The 19,679-nt window shown below is 57.1% G+C and carries 15 protein-coding genes; 5 read left to right on the forward strand and 10 right to left on the reverse strand.

The window, feature by feature from the left end; all coding sequences use genetic code 11:
• The 4 genes from VLM75_06335 to VLM75_06350 all read right to left on the reverse strand — a co-directional run bounded on the left by VLM75_06335 (position 1) and on the right by VLM75_06350 (position 4,119).
• Positions 1–627, reverse strand: a complete 627-nt coding sequence (locus VLM75_06335; protein HSV96538.1) for an RpiB/LacA/LacB family sugar-phosphate isomerase — start codon at positions 625–627, stop codon at positions 1–3.
• Positions 628–720: 93 nt separating this feature from the next.
• Entirely contained in the window at positions 721–1,551 is an 831-nt protein-coding gene (locus VLM75_06340) for a 3-keto-5-aminohexanoate cleavage protein (GenBank protein HSV96539.1), read from the reverse strand.
• Positions 1,552–1,592: 41 nt separating this feature from the next.
• Positions 1,593–3,716: an acetate--CoA ligase family protein gene (locus tag VLM75_06345; GenBank protein ID HSV96540.1), complete on the reverse strand. Its 2,124-nt coding sequence runs from the start codon at positions 3,714–3,716 to the stop codon at positions 1,593–1,595.
• Positions 3,709–4,119 carry a cupin domain-containing protein gene (locus VLM75_06350; GenBank protein ID HSV96541.1) on the reverse strand — a complete coding sequence of 137 codons (411 nt, stop codon included), beginning with the start codon at positions 4,117–4,119 and terminating at the stop codon, positions 3,709–3,711. The genes VLM75_06345 and VLM75_06350 overlap by 8 nt, the downstream gene beginning before the upstream one ends.
• A 222-nt stretch (positions 4,120–4,341) precedes the next feature.
• On the opposite strand from VLM75_06350, the gene VLM75_06355 reads away from it, so the two are divergent.
• A complete protein-coding gene (locus tag VLM75_06355) occupies positions 4,342–5,100 on the forward strand; it encodes an IclR family transcriptional regulator (protein HSV96542.1) in 759 nt (252 codons plus the stop codon).
• Between the two features lie 45 nt (positions 5,101–5,145).
• Here the strand turns inward: VLM75_06355 and VLM75_06360 are convergent, their stop codons facing one another.
• Together VLM75_06360 and VLM75_06365 are read right to left on the reverse strand one after the other, a co-directional pair.
• Complete coding sequence (locus VLM75_06360) at positions 5,146–7,386, reverse strand: PAS domain S-box protein (protein ID HSV96543.1); 2,241 nt, start codon at positions 7,384–7,386, stop codon at positions 5,146–5,148.
• A gap of 437 nt (positions 7,387–7,823) precedes the next feature.
• Positions 7,824–9,320 carry a Gfo/Idh/MocA family oxidoreductase gene (locus tag VLM75_06365; protein HSV96544.1) on the reverse strand — a complete coding sequence of 499 codons (1,497 nt, stop codon included), beginning with the start codon at positions 9,318–9,320 and terminating at the stop codon, positions 7,824–7,826.
• Between the two features lie 284 nt (positions 9,321–9,604).
• Between VLM75_06365 and VLM75_06370 the strand changes: the two genes are divergently transcribed.
• A complete protein-coding gene (locus VLM75_06370; GenBank protein HSV96545.1) occupies positions 9,605–10,777 on the forward strand; it encodes a mandelate racemase/muconate lactonizing enzyme family protein in 1,173 nt (390 codons plus the stop codon).
• A gap of 6 nt (positions 10,778–10,783) precedes the next feature.
• Positions 10,784–12,391: an amidohydrolase family protein gene (locus VLM75_06375; protein ID HSV96546.1), complete on the forward strand. Its 1,608-nt coding sequence runs from the start codon at positions 10,784–10,786 to the stop codon at positions 12,389–12,391.
• Positions 12,392–12,509: 118 nt separating this feature from the next.
• On the opposite strand, the gene VLM75_06380 is transcribed toward VLM75_06375, so the two are convergent.
• The 3 genes from VLM75_06380 to VLM75_06390 all read right to left on the reverse strand — a co-directional run bounded on the left by VLM75_06380 (position 12,510) and on the right by VLM75_06390 (position 15,667).
• The gene (locus VLM75_06380) at positions 12,510–13,673 is read right to left on the reverse strand and encodes an aromatic amino acid transport family protein (protein HSV96547.1); all 1,164 of its coding nucleotides are present in this window, start codon (positions 13,671–13,673) and stop codon (positions 12,510–12,512) included.
• A 104-nt stretch (positions 13,674–13,777) separates the two neighbouring features.
• Positions 13,778–14,986 (reverse strand): DNA polymerase IV, encoded by a 1,209-nt coding sequence (dinB, locus tag VLM75_06385; protein ID HSV96548.1) that lies wholly within the window; start codon positions 14,984–14,986, stop codon positions 13,778–13,780.
• A gap of 156 nt (positions 14,987–15,142) precedes the next feature.
• Positions 15,143–15,667: a 2-isopropylmalate synthase gene (locus tag VLM75_06390; GenBank protein HSV96549.1), complete on the reverse strand. Its 525-nt coding sequence runs from the start codon at positions 15,665–15,667 to the stop codon at positions 15,143–15,145.
• A 206-nt stretch (positions 15,668–15,873) separates the two neighbouring features.
• Between VLM75_06390 and VLM75_06395 the strand changes: the two genes are divergently transcribed.
• Both VLM75_06395 and VLM75_06400 read left to right on the forward strand, forming a co-directional pair.
• Positions 15,874–17,070: a hypothetical protein gene (locus VLM75_06395; protein HSV96550.1), complete on the forward strand. Its 1,197-nt coding sequence runs from the start codon at positions 15,874–15,876 to the stop codon at positions 17,068–17,070.
• Positions 17,071–17,072: 2 nt separating this feature from the next.
• Positions 17,073–17,972 carry a prolyl oligopeptidase family serine peptidase gene (locus VLM75_06400; GenBank protein HSV96551.1) on the forward strand — a complete coding sequence of 300 codons (900 nt, stop codon included), beginning with the start codon at positions 17,073–17,075 and terminating at the stop codon, positions 17,970–17,972.
• Here the strand turns inward: VLM75_06400 and VLM75_06405 are convergent.
• A complete protein-coding gene (locus VLM75_06405) occupies positions 17,961–19,328 on the reverse strand; it encodes an amino acid permease (protein HSV96552.1) in 1,368 nt (455 codons plus the stop codon). The two genes, VLM75_06400 and VLM75_06405, sit on opposite strands and share 12 nt — an antisense overlap.
• Positions 19,329–19,679 lie beyond the last annotated feature (351 nt).

Raw genomic sequence — 19,679 nt, forward strand, 5'->3', positions numbered from 1 at the left:
CTATGCAAGTTTCTTTATCGCGCTACTCAGTTCCCCGTTGGCAAGCGTGGCCGGGTCGAGCGTTTCCATCACGCGCGGAAACGAGAGGACCGTTTTTACTATCTGTGCATCGAGTCGCCCGAGAATTTCGGCCATCGAATGATGCGTTCGCTTTGAGATGTCGAAAAGCGTTTTTCGGCTCTCGCGCTGCGAGGCCTGGCGGTGGGCGGGGTAACCGACTCCGGGCTCGACGCTGAAGATGCGGTCGAATATGAATCTGAAGTTGACGTCGCCCGCCCAGCCGAACTGGTAGAGCATGGGAAGCGAGACGCAGTTGCCGCCGTTGATCTGGGTAAAGAGCCAGGCCGCTATGGGATCGGCGACCAGGCCGCATACGATACCGGGGTACTGCACGACCGAATTGAGAAAACCAAGGCCCGTTCCACAGCCGCCGACCACGTAATCGACCCGGCCGGCGTTAATCAACAGGGCCGCGAGCAGGCCCGCGTGTATGTACGTAAGCTCGGGCTGTCCGCCGGTCTTCGTCATTCCGGCGTTTAGGATCTCGTGGCCCCTGCCCTCGAGCGCCGCCATAACGTCCGCATTGCGGTCGCCCGCGCTCGTTTCATTGATCACCGCTATCTTCATGATGCACCCTCCCCGGTATCCGGGCCGCTCGTACGGCCGTTGTGATTTCACCGCATCAGCACAAAAACGATCCGGCGCTACGACATGGAACCATCACCGCTTCATTCCCAGTATCGCCCTTGCCTCGCCTGCGGTCGCGACCTCCCTTCCAAGCTCGCGCGCCAGTCTGACAATGCGCTCGACGAGTTGTGCGTTCGATTTTGCCGGCTCGCCCTTCCGGTAGTTTACGCAATCCTCCAGGCCCGTGCGCGCGTGGCCGCCGGAGAGGACCGCCATCGTATTCATCGGCAACTGGGCCCGGCCGATTCCGGACACATTGAAGACCGAGCCCCGCGGCAGATGGTCGATCATTATCGCGAGATTTTTCAGTGTCCCCGGATAGCCGCCCATGCCGCCGACACCCATTACGAAGTTGATGTAATACGGCGCGGCGAGCAGCCCCTGTTTTATCAGGTTTTCGATCTCGCCGAACATCGATGGATTGTAGACCTCCATCTCGGGCTTGATGCCGCGCTCGAGCATCGCTTTCGCGAAGGCTTCGATCTCCAATCTGAGGTTGATGAAGGGCAGCTCTTTCCCCTGGTGGAAGAAGACGACCGAGCCCATGTTGAGCGAGGCCATCTCCGGGCCGGCGTCGAGGCTGGTGATGCGCTCGTTGATGGGAAGTCCCGGGCCGCCCGTTGTGTTCTGTATGATGATGTCGCAGCGCGCGCGGATGCCCTGGTTCATCTCGGCGAATATGCGCGCATCGGCCACTCCTTTCCCGGCCCCGTCGCGCGCGTGGAGATGGACCACGGCCGCGCCGGCCTCGTAACAACGGAGGGCCTCGCGGATGATCTCGTCGGGCTGCTCTGGCAGGGCCGGGTTCGCTTCCTTGCCGTGGATGCCGCCGGTGAGGGCGGCCGTTATTATCAGTTTATCCATGTCCGTACCCCTCTGTTGGTTTTACCGAACCATTTAAAATGTCAACGATTCCAAATCGTCCGTCCCCATTGGGCGAGCGCCGATGCCGCCGCCACCCAGCGAGCGACATCCGGGAACACGGGGACGCCGGCACTTCGAAGGGCGTCGGACATCCTTTCCGTATAGCCGCCACCTGCGGCGCAACAGACGATGGGTTTTGCGCGTGTGGCGCTCAATGCGCCGATGCGCCCGACGATGCTTTCATCGAGCGGCGTGTCCTGAAATACGAAGAAGGGCATGATGATGTCCACTCTATCATCGTCCATGAGAGTTTTAATGACGTATTCGTAGTCGGCCGCCGTGGCCGAGCCGGTTACGTCGACCGGATTCTCCACTATATAAAAAAAGCTGAAATGCTCGCGCATGGCCTTTACCGAGTCGCGGCCGAGCGTTACAAGCTCGAGGCCCGTACGCGGAAAATGGTCGAGCGCGTTTACCATGGGCCCCGCCCCGTTCGAGAGCATTGCGGCCCTGTTCCCCCGCGCCGGCGGCTGGAGCGCAAGCGCCTCGCACGAGGCGTAGAGCTCGTGGAACGAATCGGCGAGCACGATTCCGTGCCTGCGCATCACGCCCTCGTACACCTCGTAGCTTCCGCCGAAGGCGCCAGTGTGCGAAACCGAGGCCTGGGCCGACTGCCTGTTGCGTCCCGTCTTAAAGACGACCACCGGCTTGCCCGCCCGCACGGCCATCGATGAGGCCTCGATGAATTTTCTCCCGTTCCCCAGTCCCTCGATATAGCTTCCGATCACCCTGGTTTCGGCGTCGTCCGCGAGGTGCGCGATGAGGTCGCCCTCGTCCACGTCAACGCGGTTGCCGTAGCTCACCATCTTCGAAACGCCGGTGATGCGCGCCTCCTCGAGAAAGACGCAGCCCCAGGTGCCGCTCTGAGTGATGAAGCTCATGGGGCCCGCCGGCGGGCGCGCGAGGCGCTCGTGGCTGTGGAAGAACGAGTCGAAGCGGCTCGCACCGTCGAACGACCCGATGCAGTTGGGGCCGATTAGCCGTATGTCGAGCGCGCGTGCCTTTCGTGCGATTTCGCGCTCCAGCTCCGCCCGCTCGCCGCCGAGCTCCTTGCCTCCTCCCGAAACGATGAGGGCGTTATGGCAGCCCAGGCGCGCCATCTCGTCTAGTATCTCAGGCATGCGCGCAAGGTCCACCACGACCACCACGAGCTCGGGCGTTTCGGGGAGCGCTGCGAGTTCGGGATAACTCCTGAGGCCCATGAGCGAATCGGAATTGGGATTGATGGGATACACTTTCCCCGCATACTCATAGTTGACGAGCGAATCGAGGATGACATTGCCGATTTTGCCCGGTGTCGATGACGCACCCATCACGGCGACCGAAGCAGGTTTGAAAAAAGACGCGAGCCTTTCGGTGCGCGGTTTTTCGTATTCCCCCTTTGTTCCCGCAACTTCCTTCACGAGCACCATCTTGGCGTCGACCACCGAAACGCCCGCGGCGGTGGCGATGATGGGATTGAAGTCGACCGATTCGTACAGCTCCGCCGCTTCGATACCGAGGTCGGCGATACGCACGACGGCGTCGACCAGCGCTTCCATTTTAATTGCCGCGGCGCCGCGGTAGCCGTCAAGCAGGGCGCGGCCTTTCAGGCCCGCAATCATCCCCTCGATCTCTCCGCGCGACACCGGCAGGTCCCGGAACGCGACGTCCTCCAATAGATCGGTGAAGACACCGCCGAGTCCCACCATTATAAGCGGGCCGAATACCGGGTCGTTCTGCAGACCGACTATGATTTCGATCCCGCTTTCGGCCTGCTCCTCGATAAGGATGCCGAGATAGCCCGGTACTTTTTTCGAAACGAACATGCCATGCATCTCGTCGAAATTCTTGAGCAATTTTTCCTCGGAGCTTACTCCGGTGCGCACTCCGCCGAGCTCGGTCTTATGCAGCACGCCGTCCGAAGCGAGTTTGAGCACCAGCGGATACCTGAGCGTCTTCGCCGCGCCAAGCGCTTCTTTCCGTTCAGCGCAGAGAATACCTCTGGGGACCGGCACTCCACGCCGGGCCAGCATGGCCTTCATCTCGTGTTCGGGCACAGCGCGCGCACCCCTCCCGGAGAGATCCCTGCAGCGCTCTGCGAAGGAATCCATCATGTCATCCATTGTTCTTTTCCCCCGCGGATTTTGCCGCCTTTACGCTTTCCATGATGTACGATGTATCGATCGCCGGCACGAATACGCAGGCGATGCGCACCGGTTCGCTTCCCGTGTTCAACGTCTTGTGTTCCACCCCGGGAGGCGCGTACATCGCCACACCGGGCTTCAATTCAAATTCCTTTCCATCCATCCAGGCCCTGCCGCTTCCGGACATGATGATCATGAGCTCGCCCGAAACGGGATGCGCGTGCAAATCGGTGCACCCCCCGTTGGGTGCGAGAATAGATTCGATGAGCGAAAATCCCTGCACCGCCGCGTCCGTATCGGGCGACATGATCACCTTCAGCTCACGCTCGAACGGCTTATCGACTTTCGCCGACTGTATACTGTTCATATCCACGATCGGCATGAGTGTTCCTCTTTCAAATTCGCCCCATCGTCGAAGGGGCGTAAGATATCCCTTAACATTGGGGGATTGGCGCGTGTGACCGTTTATTAAAAACGCCGCCCGCGTTTTGCGTAATATACATTTATATTGCATCTATGTCAACAATTTCACACTAATTTATTTTTTTTCTCCGCGCTATTTCTCGTTGACAATCGGGCATGCACTATTATTGCATAGTGCGAAATGGGCGCGACAATACAATCACTCGAGCGCGGCCTCGAAATAATGGGAGTGATCGCGCGGGCCGGACGCCCGCTCTCGCTTACCGAAATCTCGGAGAGCTTTTCGATTGACCGGTCCTCGGTTTTTCGCCTCTTAAGCACGCTGGCGAAGCACAATTTTGTGTTTCAAGACCCCGACACAAAGCGCTATTCGCTCGGTTTCCGAATGCTGGAGTATGCCGGCCTGTATGGTGAGCAGTCGCATCTGGAAAGCCTCATACGACCCATCATGCGGCGGATCCTCGCGTCGACGAAGCAAAACACCCATCTGGCAATACTGGACGGCGCCGAGGTGGTCTTTGTCGCCGTTGAACAGCCAAGGGAATCGATTTCGCTCAATCTATCCGTCGGCATGCGCGAGCCCTCGACGGTCACGGCACTTGGCAGGGCACTCCTCGCGTTCAGAGACGCGGACACCGTCGAAAGCGCGCTTTCCGCCGCCGAATATCGCAGATATACCGAAAAATCGCCGCGTTCCGCCAAAGAGGTGATGCGCTCTCTCGACTCCGTCCGCGCTCGCAGGCTTGCCATCGATGACGGAGAATACAAGAAGGGTATCGTCTGTTTCGCCTCGCCGGTCCTCAATCACCGGAAGGAGGCGCTTTTTTCAATCGGAATATCCGGCCCGTCCGACCTCATACGGCCGCAGGCCGACAGTTATGCGGAGATCGTACGACAGTCGGGTATCGACGCGTCGCTGCTCCTCGGCTATCCCCAGTAACCGGCTTTGGGACCGTCCGCTTCGAGTTGTTTTCTTTTTGGGCTTTTAACCGGCGGAAGGCAGGTAAATACTGAACCTCGAACCTGAACCCTCTTCCGAATCCAGCACAATGGTCCCGCCGTGTTTTTTTACTATCGAGTACACAATCGCAAGCCCCAGGCCGCTCCCCTTCCGCTTGGTAGAAAAATACGGATCGAACACGCGCTCTCGCAACATCCTCGGTATGCCTACTCCGGAATCCTCCACGGATATCCTTATATAATCTCCGGGGGCGAGCGCAAATGCGTCCCCCTCTCCGATTTTAACCCGCTGCGCGGCGAACCTCACCAGGCCGCCTGCGGGCATGGCCTGTTCCGCGTTGATGGCGAGGTTCTGTATCACCTGAATCAACTGACCACTGTCGGCCATTACGTCGCCAAGATCATCGGGTAAATCGAATTCGCAGAGCACGCCCCTGCCGTCCAGGCAGACATTGGCGGCTTCCCTGATAAGCGGACCGATTTCAATCTTTTCCCTTACCGGTTCGCCTCCGCGCGCGAAGGTGAGGAGCTGGCGGGTGAGATCGCGCGCCTGCGTTATCGCCCTTTCGGCGTTTTCGAGATAACGGTACGTTTCCATCTTTTCGTCCGACCGGACTTTCGCAAGGGAGACATTCCCGAGAATGGTGGTCAACAGGTTGTTGAAATCGTGGGCAATACCGCCTGCCAGCTCGCCTATCGATTCCAGCCTCTGCGCTTTCCGCAGCTCATCCTCGAGCCTCACGCGCCCGGTAATATCGCGAATCACCAGTACCGCCCCGCCCGGCATGTCGAAACGCCCGCGAAGGGTCGTCGCCGAATATTCCACGATTTTCGCGGCGCCGTTCCGTGCGATGAGGCTCGCCCTGCGCAATGAGCCCGCGCCTTTTTCTCTATCCGGCATTTCTCCGAACGGGTCCGGTACGGGGTTGTCCGTCTGTTCGTCGATCATTGTAAGAATCTCGTCAACTGGCCTGCCCTCGGCTTCGCCCGAGGACCAGCCGGTAAACGATTCGGCGGCCGGATTGAAAAGAATCACGCGCCCTTCGCGGTCGACGGTAATAATGCCGTCGGCAATATCCCGTATCGTAACCGCCAGCCTCGCTTTTTCGGCCTCAAGCGCCGTTTCCGCCACTTTGCGCTCTGTGATGTCCTGCACGGCGCTGACCAGTCGCACCACGCGCCGCTCTTTCTCGTCCCAATAGGGAAACACCGTGTCCCTGATCCACCTCAGGCTTCCATCGGCCGCGAAAATCCTTGCTTCCACCGTCCCGATATTGCCCTTCAATAGCTCTGGTATCGCTTTTTTAAAAAGGTGTATATCGTCGGGGTGAACTATTTCGAGCCATAAATCGAAGGAACCAAGGCGATCGAGCGGATAGCCCATAGTTTGAATAAATTTACCCGCCGTCCACTCTCTCTCGAAACTTCCGTCGGAATTGAGCCGGAGACTGCTCGCCGCGTCGATGGCAATTTCCGAAAGTATTCGGTACCTCTCCTCGGATTTACGGAGCGATTCTCTGGAGTCGACGATATCGGTTATATCGGTGAGTACCCCGCGTAACCCTGCAGCCTTCCCGTTAACGCGCACCACGTTGTCGAAAATCCTTACCCAGCGGACATCGCCGCTCTTCGTGACGACCCGATACTCTCCCGGGCGGGATCTTCCCTCTAATGATTCGACGAAATCTTTGTTAACGCGGGAGATGTCCTCATCATGGAAAAAGCCCAGATAAGACGCCCCTGTGATCTCATCAGTTGAATAACCGAGTATCGCCTCGATAGCGGGGCTGATATAGGTCACCAGTCCTTCGTGGTCCACCTCGTAGATGACATCGCTGATATCCTCCACCATCCGGCGATATTTTTCCTCGCTCTCCTTCAGGCGCGTTTCGAGGCAGTGCCGCCGCATCGCCGTTTCGAGGGCCGAGAACAGGTCCAGGTCCCGTATCGGTTTCATTAAGATGCCGTAAGGGTCCGTCTCGCGGGCGCTTTTAAGCGTGTCGGGGTCCGCATGCGCAGTAATATAGACCACCGGAATCCCGCGCCGGGCGTACAGCTCCTCCGCCGCCTGGATGCCGCTCATTTTACCGGAGAGGGTTATATCCATCAGCACTATATCGGGCTTCGTGCTTACGGACAACTCCAGCGACACTTCCCCGCTTACGGCGATACCGGAAACCTCATATCCGAGATTATCGAGACGGGCCGCCAGATCCGCGGCAATGAGCGCTTCGTCCTCAACTATCAGTACGCGCTTTTTTGACATGCTTTTCCCCTACGGCCGGCGGCATTTTATCGCATTAGTTTTTTTGAATTAAATTCGAAATACCAGTTTCGAGGAAAGTCAATTTTGCGCAAGAAGTTATTCCGTAAATTTCAAACGGCATCCTGTGATGGGAAATTTGTCCACTTGATGCAACGAGACGTTTTAATCCGAACCTGATCGAACCCGGCGGGCATTTTGAGATTTAGCGAAGTCGGTATCCTTTTATGGCGATCCCCATGTCGCAAACGCGAGACTAAGTACGACTGCAATGAGCATGCGAATTCCTTCCGCGATCCCCGATCGCCAATTGCCGCGTCGCTTATCCCGAATTCGAGGCGTATCGACGCAACCTCCGGGCCGACGGCCGTTATGCACGTGTAGCTTGAAAGTGGCGAGACCTGCGCGGAATGCGGGCGAAAGCGCGCACCCTCCCCAATCTACAGCTTGAAAACGTTCCTCAGTTTCAATCCCTCTTCCGCCCTGCCTTCCAGTTTGAGTTTGCCCTGTATCAGCGCCATCTCGATGCGCTTTTTCCCCATAAGTATGGCCGCCCACACTCCCGCCGGCACTTTTACCACGAGAATGGCGTCGCGCGGGATCGTTCCGCGCGTGAGGCGCGCCTTCCCGTTATCAATCTCGAGGCCGAAGAGTTCTTCGGGAGAGCCGCCGTCAGCGAGCAGGCGCAGCCCGATCACGGCACTCCACCCTTCGGCGCGACGCTCGTCGAACCGGGCCATCAGCCCTTCGGTGAGCTCCACCGCTCGTTTGGCATACCCCGGGTAATCGCCGCCGGAAAAGAATGTAAACCGTTTTTTCCGATAGGGGTTCGCGCGCACCTCGGCCATCCTCCTCCTGTATGAATAAAAAGCGGGAAACGCGGAGTCCATCTCATCGACGTATACCTCACGCCTGCGCGTGGCCGATCGCTGTATCGCAAGGTCGAGTCGCAGTATCTCGCGCCCGCCTTCGCCCGAGAGGAGCGGCGCTTCCTCCCCCTTTATCGCCGCGATGAAGTTTTTTGTCGCGCCGATAAATCCCTCACTATAGTCCGACTTCACGCCGGCAAAATGCTTCCATCGCTTCCCGTTGAAGAAACTGACCGGCGGCCCTCCAAGCACGTTTCCCGTGCAGCGGTGGACCATGATTATACCCCGGGTCCCGGTGATCTCGAACCATTCATCGTTCCCATAATATTTTGACGGGATGTGAAGGCCCGACGCGTTTGCGTAATCGCAGGTGCCGTACCGGGCGCCTCCCTCGCACTTCCACATGATGACCGCCGGCGAATCTATCACTCCGTCCGAAGAATCGATCCAGCTCGTGACCCGTTCGACCTTTCCCTGCAGAAAGGAAGCCACGGACCACAGGTGATGGCCGTGGTCGAAGGTCTGCATGGGCCTTCCCTCCATGCTCTCCTTCAAGCGCCACGCCCATGATGAGTCGGGTACAGCCCAGCCGCCGCTGCCGCCGCTGATGAACTTGATGCGCATATTGTTCGGATCGCCGATTTCCCCCGAATCGATCATTTTTTTCGCAAGGACGATCGGCGGATAAAAAAGATAGTTGTCGGTGACACGCAATATCTTTCCGGATTTTACCGATGCCTCTATCATGCGGTCAGCGCCCGGCAGGTCGATCGTCATTGGTTTCTGTATGGCGATGTGTTTGCCTGCGCGCGCCGCTTCGAGGACCATCTCCTCGTGAAGAAGCTGCGGGGTGAGGATCTCGACGGCGTCCACCTTGGGGTCGGCAAGCAGATCGCGGTAGTCCGCGTATGCCTTTTCGGCCTTCCACTCTTTTTTTCTCCGGGCTGTTGTCGGATCGTCGCAGTCAGATATGGCGTAGATTCTCGCGTCCCGGTTATTTTTATAGCCGGGATAGTGAAGATCCGCAATGCGACCGCAGCCTATTATTCCGACATTGATCGTGCTCATATCCCCCCGTGATAAAAGTGTATGTTTATTTTGCAATAAAATTGTATAATACGTATACATTTTGTCAATCATAAACGGCCATAACAGGAAAATTTGTCCGACCGCTCCAGCTTGCCGGGACTTCACTGTTTAAACGAAGTAAAACCATAATTCCCCTATTCCATAGATTATTAACAACAAGCCCATCACCGGGCCGAAAAATCGCGTTTCGCGTTTTTTACTTTAAAATTCGCGCAACATCCCAACATCATGTCGAATGACCGGCAACATGCCGGGAGAGCAGAATGGGAAAAACCAGGATCACACGAATCGATCTTACCGCGCTCCATGTCCCGTTTCACCGGCACGTCCGCGATCTTATGGCGCAGGGCGCCGGTGGACTGGGCATGGCCATCCCCGCGGAAGAGGAATGGCTGGGTGGCGATTTCGTCCTCTGCGCCCTGCACGACAACGAGGGACGTGTCGGCTGGGGCGAGGTGTTCGTCTGGCTCCCCGAAACCGGCGTTTCTCCGGGCCAGATCATCGACATCATACGGGCCTCGCTGTCAAGATACGTGATCGGAGAAAGTCCCTTCAACGTTGAGAAAATCATGCACCGGATGGAATCGAACGTCGCGCGCTGCGAAGCGGCCAAAGGGCTTCTTGACATGGCCTGTTACGACCTTGCGGCGAGGACGGCCGGTGTTGAGGCATGCGAGCTTATGGGAGGCGCGTGCACGCGGGAGTTGCCGCTCTGCGCGCTTGTCCCGCTTATGGATACGGCTTCTATGCTTGGCATCGGCCGCATGTTCTACGACGAGGGCTATCGCAGTTTCCGGCTCAAGCTCGGTATGAATATCAACGACGACATCGAGAAGGTCCGCTCGTTTCGCGAGACACTCGGAAACGACATACGCCTTCGGATCGATTACAACCAGGCCTACTCCGTGGCGGACGCGGTTCGGGCCATCCGGGCCATAGAGCCGTACCGGATCGATTTCGCCGAACAGCCCGTCCGCGCCGCGGATTATATCGGCATGGCCGAGGTCCAGCGGCAGGTCGCCGTTCCCGTCATGGCGCACGAGGGATGTTTTTCGCTGAGGGATTTTATAACGCTCGCCGAGCTTGGCGCGGTGCGCGTACTGGGCGTTAATTCCGAGCGTCCCGGCGGTGTTACGATGGCGCTACGCGCTATTGCGCTCGCCTGGTCGCGCGGAATGGGCGTGGTGATCCATAACCAGCCGCTCGGCATCGCGTCGGCCATGCATCTGCACCTTGCGGCCGCGCGATATCACTCGCTCGGCCATGCGGTGGAGCTCTTCGGCCATGCAATGCTCGAAAACGACCTTATCGTATCCCCGATCGATTACACCGGCGGTATCGCTAAACTGCCCGGCGGCCCCGGCTGGGGCGTCGAACCCGACCCGGCGGCGCTCGAAAAGTACAGGACCGCGGAAACCACTACAATAATGGAGTGACACCGAATGGCACACAATGACAGGCTCTACTTCAACGGCGACATCTACACTGTGGACGAGCGTACTTCCACGGTCGATGCGGTCGCGGTGCGCGACGGCGTCATCCTCGCTACGGGGATCCGCGCCGAGTGCGCTGCCCTCCTTGGCCCGGAACCGGAACTCGTCGATCTGGCGGGCGCGGCGATGCTTCCCGGTTTCATCGATTCCCATATGCACCCGGTCCTCATGATCTATTTCGATATGAACGTCAACCTGTTTTCGATTCATTCCCTCCCCGAGCTCCAGCGGGTTTTGCGCGCGGCGGCCGCCGGAAAGGCGCCAGGCGCCTGGGTGATCGGCCTTAACTTCGACGAGCAGCATTTCGAGAACCCGGTACTCCCGACGCGCCTCGACCTCGATGCCGCATGCCCCGACATCCCGACCATCGTCGTTAAGCACGATGGCCATATGCTCATCGCGAACACCAGGGCGATCGAGGCGGGAAGCGTTACGTCAGAGACGGCGGACCCTCCGGGCGGCGTGATCGACCGCGAGAATGACGGCTACCCGGCCGGCCCCTTTCGGGAGTACGCGGTCGCGCTCATCCTCGGGAAAATTCCTCTTCCCGGCGAAGACGATTTTTCCAAGGCATCCGCCGGCGCTTTCGGCAAACTCGCCTCGTACGGCATCACCTCGGCCGGAGTCATACTCCAGACCGGCAACGAGGGTCCCGGCGGCGATATCGGCGCATTCGACATACCGGTGCTGCAGGCGCTCGCGGAACGCATCCCAATCAGCATGTACGGAATCATGGCCTCTCCCGATCCGGGAAGCGTGCGCTTGATGATGACGCCCCCGCTTCATCACAATGGTCCCGGCCCCGTGCGCCGAATCGGCGCGATCAAGCTCTTCTCCGACGGCACCTTCGCCTCCTGCACCGCCTTCATGCGCGAGCCCTTCACAGATCAGCCCGACAAGTCAGGCTTCTTGGTTATCTCCCAGGACGAGCTCTATCGTCGGATGGAGGCGGCCCACCTGGCGGGCTTCCAACTCGCCATCCACGCAATCGGTGACGCCGCAAACCGCGCCTGCATCGACCTTTACGACCGCCTGCTGGCGGCCCACCCCCGTGCCGACCACAGGCATCGGCTCGAACATGCCTCGATCCTCGATCAGGCCATGATCGCCGATGTCAGACGCCTGGGCCTTGTCATCTCGTCCCAGCCGATGTTCATCCATTCCGAAAAGCTCTGGCTCCGCAAACGCCTGGGCGCCGAACGGGCAAAATGGACATATCCCTTTAAATCCATCATGGAAGCGGGCGTGCCGCTCGCCGGGTCCTCGGACACGCCGGTGGAGTCGGCGGACGTTCTTCACGCCATCCAGTGCTGCGTTACCCGCGAAGGATTCGAGACCCAGGAGTGCGTAAGCGCCGCGGAGGCCGTCCGCATGTATACTATAAACGCCGCATACGCACAGTTCGAGGAAAATATAAAGGGAAGCATTAGCCCGGGCAAACGGGCCGACTTCGTGGTGCTGGATAAAAATCCCGTACGCGTCGATCCTGATAAAATATTGTCGATTAAGGTGCTCAAAACGATAGTCGGCGGCGAGGTGATTTATTCGCGCACGTGATTACAAAATTGATTCGGAAAATAACCGAAAAGACAAGACGGGGGCCCCGCCGTGAGGCCGCCGAAACGAGCACGGCCCCATTCGTTTCGAACGGGAGCGGCGAGTGCGGACTCCCGCGCTACCTGATTGACGGAATTATCGCCGACCCGATTGCGGTGATGATAAAGCCGATGATCACCCCGACCTGGAAGAACGTATTCCCAAAAAACCCAAGCGTCCATTCCGGATTTTTAACATCACCGTATTTTCGCGCGCCACGCATCGTCGGCACCACGAGTATCGCCACAAGAAGGGCGATCGCCGACCCCGCTATCCCCATGAAGCCGATAAAATCGGTGAATTGGGCAAGCACGATGACAAGCGTGGGAAGCGTCGCGCACAGCCACGACACGCGGTCTCCAAGCTTCAGCCGTTCGTTAAACACTACTGCGAGCGCGAATGATATGGCCCAGTAGGAGGTGAGAAGCGCGAGCAGGATGAACAGGTTTCCGAAGATGAACGCCCAGTCCCCGATCGCCCTGCCCCACCCTATCATCGCCACGCGCGTCACCTCGGTCGAGATTCCCGTAACCATGACGGTTATTATCAGGGTGATAAAAAGGTTGATGCCCATGCCGAGGATAACGGCCTTCGGCGCCAGTTTGCGGTTCCAGTGCAGCCCCTCGACGGCCTGGGGCACCGAAAAAAGCGCCGAGAATGCGAACATGATCATCCCGAAAAGGGCGAGTCCCTCATTCATCGTCCCTTTCACGACGAAGTCGAGAGAGAATGGTTTCAGGAGGGTCGCAACCGATAGAACTCCCACGCAGATGAGCATGGCGATGACGGCATATTTCTCGCTGATACCGACCGCCTTCAGGCCGAAAAAAACAACCCCCGCCGCGACCGCATAGGTGATGCAGTGTCCGATCCAGACGGGCGCGCCGGTTAGTTCGGCGATGATCTCGCCGCCCCCGGCGAGATAGGCCGACAGGTTCGCATAAAACGCGAGTATTATCAGAACAAAGAATACCCAGGTAAAGATAAATCCGCCCTTGCCGCGGAAAAGATACCGGCTGAACAGCTCCACCAGCTGGCTTGACGACGACTCGTGCATCAGCGTCTCGGCGATCATTAAATGGATCAGCATGCTCAGAAGGTAGGCCGAAACGAGGAGTACGAAAAATACCGAAAGGCCGGTGAGCGATGCCAGGTACGGTACCGCCATTATGCCGCCTCCGACGCCGAAACCGGTAACGATAGAAGAGGCCTCGAAAAAGGTGAGCGTTTTTTTCTGCTGCATGGGGTTCCTTCCCTGAGAGGATATTCACCGCAAGGGTGATGGAATGGACGCAGGATACGGTGTTCCGGAGAGCCGGTCAAGCAGAAAGCAGGGACGGTCCGCTCTTACTCGTTTTTCGAACGATGATGAAGGAGCGTCGCCCGCGTGACCTTCCCCCCGAAACGGTCCCTCATGCTGTCGAGAACGCGTTCGGCGTCTTTCCCGCGATGGTCACGGTCCCCGTTTTTTTCGGTAGCTTCGAAGAGGTCCAGCTGGCATTCTTCCCGCTCCCCATCGCGCTCGAGGTTCGACACCCTGATCCCCACCAGGCGTACGCGTTTTTCTTTTCGGTCGAACCCGCGGAAATGCCGAACGGCCGTATTCCGTATGGTCTCCATATCGTTGACGTGTTCTGGAAGCGTCAGGCTTTTCGTGTGCGTCTCGAAACCCTCAAGGCGTATTTTAAGTGTGACGGTTCTTCCCTTAACGCCTTCCGAACGAAGCTTGTACGACAGAGTGTCGGCGATCCCGAAGAGGACGTGTTCCACGATCGCCGCGTCGTCGACGTCGCGTTCAAACGTCGTTTCCTCACTGTACGATTTACGTTCATACTCGTCGCAGACAGGCCTGTCGTCGATACCGTTGGCAAGCAGCCACAGGTGCTCACCCCATTTCCCAAGCAGTTTCTCCATGCGGGCCAGCGGAACGGAGGAAATGTCGCCGACCCTGTGATATCCCATCGACTCGAGATCCCTTTCGGTTTTCCTGCCCGCCCCCCATAACCGTCCGACCGGCAATGGGGCCAGAAACTCTCGTTCGCGCCCCGGCTCGCATATGGTCAGACCGTCGGGCTTTTGCAAGTCCGAGGCAATCTTCGCAACTGACTTGTTCGAGGCGATACCGACGCTCGCAGTGAGACCGGTGTCACGGCGTATCGCCCGCTTTATGCGGTTTCCCAGTTCCATTGGTTTGCCGAACAACCCCTCCGTCCCCGTGCAATCAAGAAAGGCCTCATCGATGCTGATCGGTTCGACGAGCGGCGTGAAGGTCCCCAGCACGTTCATCACAATGTCCGATAATTCCTGGTATCGTTCGAATCGAGGTGGAAGAAATATCGCGCCCGGGCATCGTTGATATGCCCGGGATATGGGCAGTGCCGAGTGAATTCCGAATACGCGCGCCTCGTACGAGGCTGCGCTAACCACCCCCCTGCCGCGTCCGCCGCGCGGATCCGCGCCCACCACGACGGGCTTTCCCCGATATTCAGGATTATCAAGCTGTTCGATGGAAGTAAAAAACGCGTCCATGTCGACATGAAGAACCAGGCGCGACATTGCCGCGGCCTCCTTCAATGTAATAGCAACAACTTAACATATATATAGCACACGTTTGGAATGTCAAAATAAAAACGACTCACCCGCACCACGCGGAACATATACCATCAGGGAAGCCGAGAGGGTGAAGATCCCGATCCGTTCCGGATACCTTTATTACTTTTCCACCAGAATCCCGTTTAGAAAAGTTCCCTTTAGCTCGCTTCCGTCCGGATACGACATGATACCCGTACCATGCATTGTGCCGTCCTTAAAATCGCCGGAATACTTTTTTCCGTCGGACCATACGATTGTTCCCTTCCCGTTGAATTCGCCTCGCCTGAAATCACCGGTGTATTTCGAACCGTCCGCCTGTATGAGCTCTCCTTTGCCATCCATGACGTTTTCCTTGAATGAGCCGCTGTACTTACGACCATCCGGCCAGGTAAGCGTGCCCATGCCATCGATTCTGCCGTAACGGTATTCTCCCGTATATTTCATTCCGTCGGGCCAGCTGTAGTTTCCCCTGCCATGCTGAACGCTCTTGACAAAGTCGCCCTCATATCGCGCACCATCCGGGAAAATAAACGTGCCTTTCCCGTTGGCGCAATCGCCATTGACACAGCCGGTCTTTTTCTGCATGGACTCGCAGCCCGATAAAGCCATTGAAACCACCGCAAGTAAAATCAAAGCTTGTTTCACGAAAACCCTCCTTGAGTCTGATTAAATCCGGAATTAAGACTGCCACTCCCGTAGCATTGAATATTTTTTAACATAACGAATTCGATGTGGTGTTTCAACAACAAAACGTCGCGGCCATCCGTCAGTCTTTTAAAATCTCCTTGACATGATTTTTTTAAAATGATGACCATCTGGTCATTATTTAAAAAGGAGTCAACACTCAATCAATGAAAATCGCCAATCGAACCATTGCGCCAGCCGTTTTCCTCCGCCTGCGCCCTTTTTTATTCACACTGACTGTCGCCGCCTCGTTTCTGCTCTGTTCCGTGCATGAGCCCGGCGACGCCAGTGATCGGTCCTCTTCAGTCCGGGTCCCGTTAAAAATCGACGCCCGTTTCGATGAAACCTCACTCTTCCTCGCCGGTAAAGAGATACCCACTACCTCCACGCTTCATACATACAGCCAGGGAATGGAATACCAGGCGTACCGCCGTCGAATGGACGCGAGTTGGAACCGTCTTCAGACCGCCAATTTACAGAAGATTGAGGCATGGCGCGAAAAGCATCTCCCGAAAAAATACACCGATACCGTGTTCTATCCGTTCAGCGGCCCGGACGTCCTCAACGCCCTCGCCTTCTTTCCAAACGGCACCGAATACGTCCTGTTCGGCCTGGAATCACCCGGCAGGGTTCCCGATCCTCATGCCCAGCCGCCCGCGCGACTGAACGCCGGACTCTCGGGCCTCAGTGTGGCGCTCGACAATGTGCTCAACGTCAATTACTTTAAGACCGTTCGCATGGAAAAGGAAGTCAGCACCGACTCCTTCAACAGCATCATCAGCGTAATACTCTTCTTTCTTTCGCGCAGCGATTACGAAGTGATAGAGGTCAAGAATGTATGGATTGCCGATAACGGCACGCTCACGGACATCGCACCTCTTAAAAAAACCGGAAAGACCGTTGCCGGGAGTGAGATCCTTTTCAGGAAGAACTCCTCATCGCCGCTGAAGCGCGTGCGTTATTTCCAGCTCAACGTCATCGACAATTCGCTCAAGATATACACCAATTTCATCCCGTATCTCGAAACCTATGGCCGGTATGCCACCATTCTCAAGTCGGCCTCATATCTGATGCACAATGAGGACAAGTTTACGAAGATTCGCTCGCTCGTGCTCGGCCACAGCGATTATGTTCTTCAAGATGATTCCGGGGCCGCACTCCGCTACTTCCCGACCGATACCTGGAAACTAACGTTCCATGGCACATACAGCAAACCGGTGCCGCTCTTCGCGAATCGCTACCAGACCGAGCTGGATAATATGATAAAGACGCACTCCACCGGACCGCTTCCATTCAGCTACGGTTACAATTTCAAGGAAAACGAATCGAACCTTATGTTCGCCGAGCGCATTAAAAAGGAGTAGCGGTGTCGTTACCCGAAAATGGCGATAACTTCATTCGCGGCCGGCGCCTATGGACGCTCGTTCTCGCCGCGCTTCTGCTTTTGCCGGCCGCCGCGTGCGCCGAAAGGCCCGACCGGACATTCACCGCGCTGAATGCCGGGCTTACGACCGTGGAGCTTCCGGCTTCGCTCGATGCGGCTCTTCCGGCGACTGTTCCTGTTGATATTTTCATACCGCCGCCGGGCGGGCGATGGGCGGGCGACGTACTGGTGCTTCCCGGATGGAATTTCTCGCGGAGGGAGTGGCATAGCAAAACCACCATCCTGCTCCTCGCGAGAGAACGCGGACTGCGCATGGTTTTCCCCGATATGCTTAAAAGCCTCTACGAGTCCCGCTATTATCCTGAAACACTCATGAAATGGGGACCAAGCCCCGGCGGCAGGTGGATACGGGAGGTTCTCATCCCCGGGATGAGAAAATACGGCATCTTCCTCGAAGGCGGCAACAATTATCTGCTCGGCCTGTCAACCGGTGCCCGCGGCGTCGCCCTTGTCAGCCTGGAGAACCCGGGGCTCTTCAGGGCCGGAGCGGCGCTCTCGGGCGACTTTGACCAGGCCGCGATGAAGCGCGACAGGCTTATGGCCGCCATGTACGGCCCGTATGATCGTTTCCCCGAACGCTGGACGACGGTCGACAATCCGTTGGCCCGTATTTCCGAATGGAAGATGCCGATCTACCTCGGCCACGGTAAAAAAGACGCCGTCGTGCCGTACGGGCAGACGCACATGTTCTATACCGTTCTAAGGGACGCACACCCGTCATTGCCCGTGGTTCTCAGCGCCCCCGAAAATGCGGCGCACGATTTCTCCTACTGGCAATCGGAGCTTGAACCCGCTTTCAGTTTTATGCTGTCACTTCGCTGACGCCTCGGCCCCGGAAAACCTTCTCCATATGAAAAATACGGGAACTCCGAGGGCCAGCACAGCCATGGCAAAAAGGGATGTTGTCGTCCAGTTCATGAGCGCCGCGGCCATCATGCCGATTGAGAGCGTTACATATATCAGCGGTACCACCGGATACAACGGTACGCGATACGGTCGAGACAGGCCCGGCTCCCTGCGGCGCATGATCATGAGGCCGATCACCGTCATCACCGGAAACACATTCAGCGCGAAACCCATATATATGACCAGTGTCATTGCGCTACCGGTGAAAATATATAACACCGTAAATGCTATCTGTATGCAGATGGCCAGGGCCGGGGTCTCGAATCGCGGATGTACCTCTGACAGCGACTTGAATATCATGCCGTCGCGCGCCATCGCGTAATAAACCCTTGGCCCCACCATTATCTGCGCCGAAATCGCCGAGAGCAATACTACGGCGATACCCAGCGTGAAGAATCCGCTGATATTCGGACCGAAAAGCGCTTTCGCCGCGATTGCGCCAATCTCGTCCCTGCCGATTATGGCCTCGCCCGGCGCCGCCAGAATAAATACCATGTTAAGGAGAATGTAAAAAACCGTTGTAATCAGAGTCCCGTACAGCATAATACGCGGCAGGTTTTTTTCAGGATTTTTAACCTCGCCCGCAATATAAGCGGCCCCGTTCCACCCTGAATATGCGAACATGATAATGAGCAGGGCCAGCCCCGTGACGGGCAATCCAGGTCCTGACTCCGTCGTACCGTACCGCTGCGTGAGCCTGCCCGCGTTCTCCCAGTCAACCATCGCGAATCCGAAACCGATAAGCGCCATGACCAGTATTATTTTCAGAACCGTCAGGAAGTTCTGGAAATACCCTCCCCGCCTCACCCCGACAATATGAAGAACCCCGAAAAAAAGTACCAGCGCCGCCGCGATCCCCTTCTGCGTCCACAGCCCTGAAAGCAGGCCCGCTGCCTCGCTCTCTGTGCCTGTCACAGTCTGCGCAAAATTGTTTACATACTGTATGAGAAGCAGCGAACTCGCCGCTACCGGTGCCGAAAATCCGACCACGAGCGATACCCAGCCCGTAAGGAACGCCGGCAACTTGCCGAAAATCTTTTTAAGATAAACATACTCCCCTCCCACGTCCGGCCAGGTTGTCGAGAGTTCTGCGTAGCAGAGCGATCCTGTAAGCGCCACAAGCCCCCCGAGTCCCCATAGAATCAGCACCAGCCGCGCGTCTCCGGTCATTCCGAGAACATTGCCGGTTGTCATGAAAATTCCCGTTCCTATCATGTCGGCGACAATGATCAGGATACCGGTGTACAATCCAAGTTGTCTTTTTAATTCCATTATTTGATTCCCGTCCTGAATAATTGAACCGCGCGCCCCATCCGGCAGAATCCGGCAGACCCGAAAAGCCGGAGAGCAAACCATGGATATCGAGTCGTGTATACTGCATTTTTCGCGGTTTCTGTCAAGGCTTTGTTGTTGCGTCCCAAACGATAATATAACAAACCACGGTACATTTACGGGAATTATACCTAATTTTTAAACGACCATGCCATGTTTATTTTATGGTAAAGGCGGAGGGCCGTCATGGGCATGTACAACCGGTTTCCAATCGAGTTCATGATGCACAAGGGGCGCAGGATGCAGGAAATATCGGCAGGTTTTATAACATCGATTGCTACGAGAATCTTC

Source organism: Spirochaetota bacterium (assembly GCA_035477215.1).
Taxonomy (GTDB): domain Bacteria; phylum Spirochaetota; class UBA4802; order UBA4802; family UBA5368; genus MVZN01.

Coding starts and splice junctions, on each gene's coding strand:
- VLM75_06335 (HSV96538.1), bottom strand. CDS start 627: ATGAAGATAGCGGTGATCAATGAAACGAGCGCGGGCGACCGCAATGCG.
- VLM75_06340 (HSV96539.1), bottom strand. CDS start 1,551: ATGGATAAACTGATAATAACGGCCGCCCTCACCGGCGGCATCCACGGC.
- VLM75_06345 (HSV96540.1), bottom strand. CDS start 3,716: ATGGATGACATGATGGATTCCTTCGCAGAGCGCTGCAGGGATCTCTCC.
- VLM75_06350 (HSV96541.1), bottom strand. CDS start 4,119: ATGCCGATCGTGGATATGAACAGTATACAGTCGGCGAAAGTCGATAAG.
- VLM75_06355 (HSV96542.1), top strand. CDS start 4,342: ATGGGCGCGACAATACAATCACTCGAGCGCGGCCTCGAAATAATGGGA.
- VLM75_06360 (HSV96543.1), bottom strand. CDS start 7,386: ATGTCAAAAAAGCGCGTACTGATAGTTGAGGACGAAGCGCTCATTGCC.
- VLM75_06365 (HSV96544.1), bottom strand. CDS start 9,320: ATGAGCACGATCAATGTCGGAATAATAGGCTGCGGTCGCATTGCGGAT.
- VLM75_06370 (HSV96545.1), top strand. CDS start 9,605: ATGGGAAAAACCAGGATCACACGAATCGATCTTACCGCGCTCCATGTC.
- VLM75_06375 (HSV96546.1), top strand. CDS start 10,784: ATGGCACACAATGACAGGCTCTACTTCAACGGCGACATCTACACTGTG.
- VLM75_06380 (HSV96547.1), bottom strand. CDS start 13,673: ATGCAGCAGAAAAAAACGCTCACCTTTTTCGAGGCCTCTTCTATCGTT.
- dinB (HSV96548.1), bottom strand. CDS start 14,986: ATGTCGCGCCTGGTTCTTCATGTCGACATGGACGCGTTTTTTACTTCC.
- VLM75_06395 (HSV96550.1), top strand. CDS start 15,874: ATGAAAATCGCCAATCGAACCATTGCGCCAGCCGTTTTCCTCCGCCTG.
- VLM75_06405 (HSV96552.1), bottom strand. CDS start 19,328: ATGGAATTAAAAAGACAACTTGGATTGTACACCGGTATCCTGATCATT.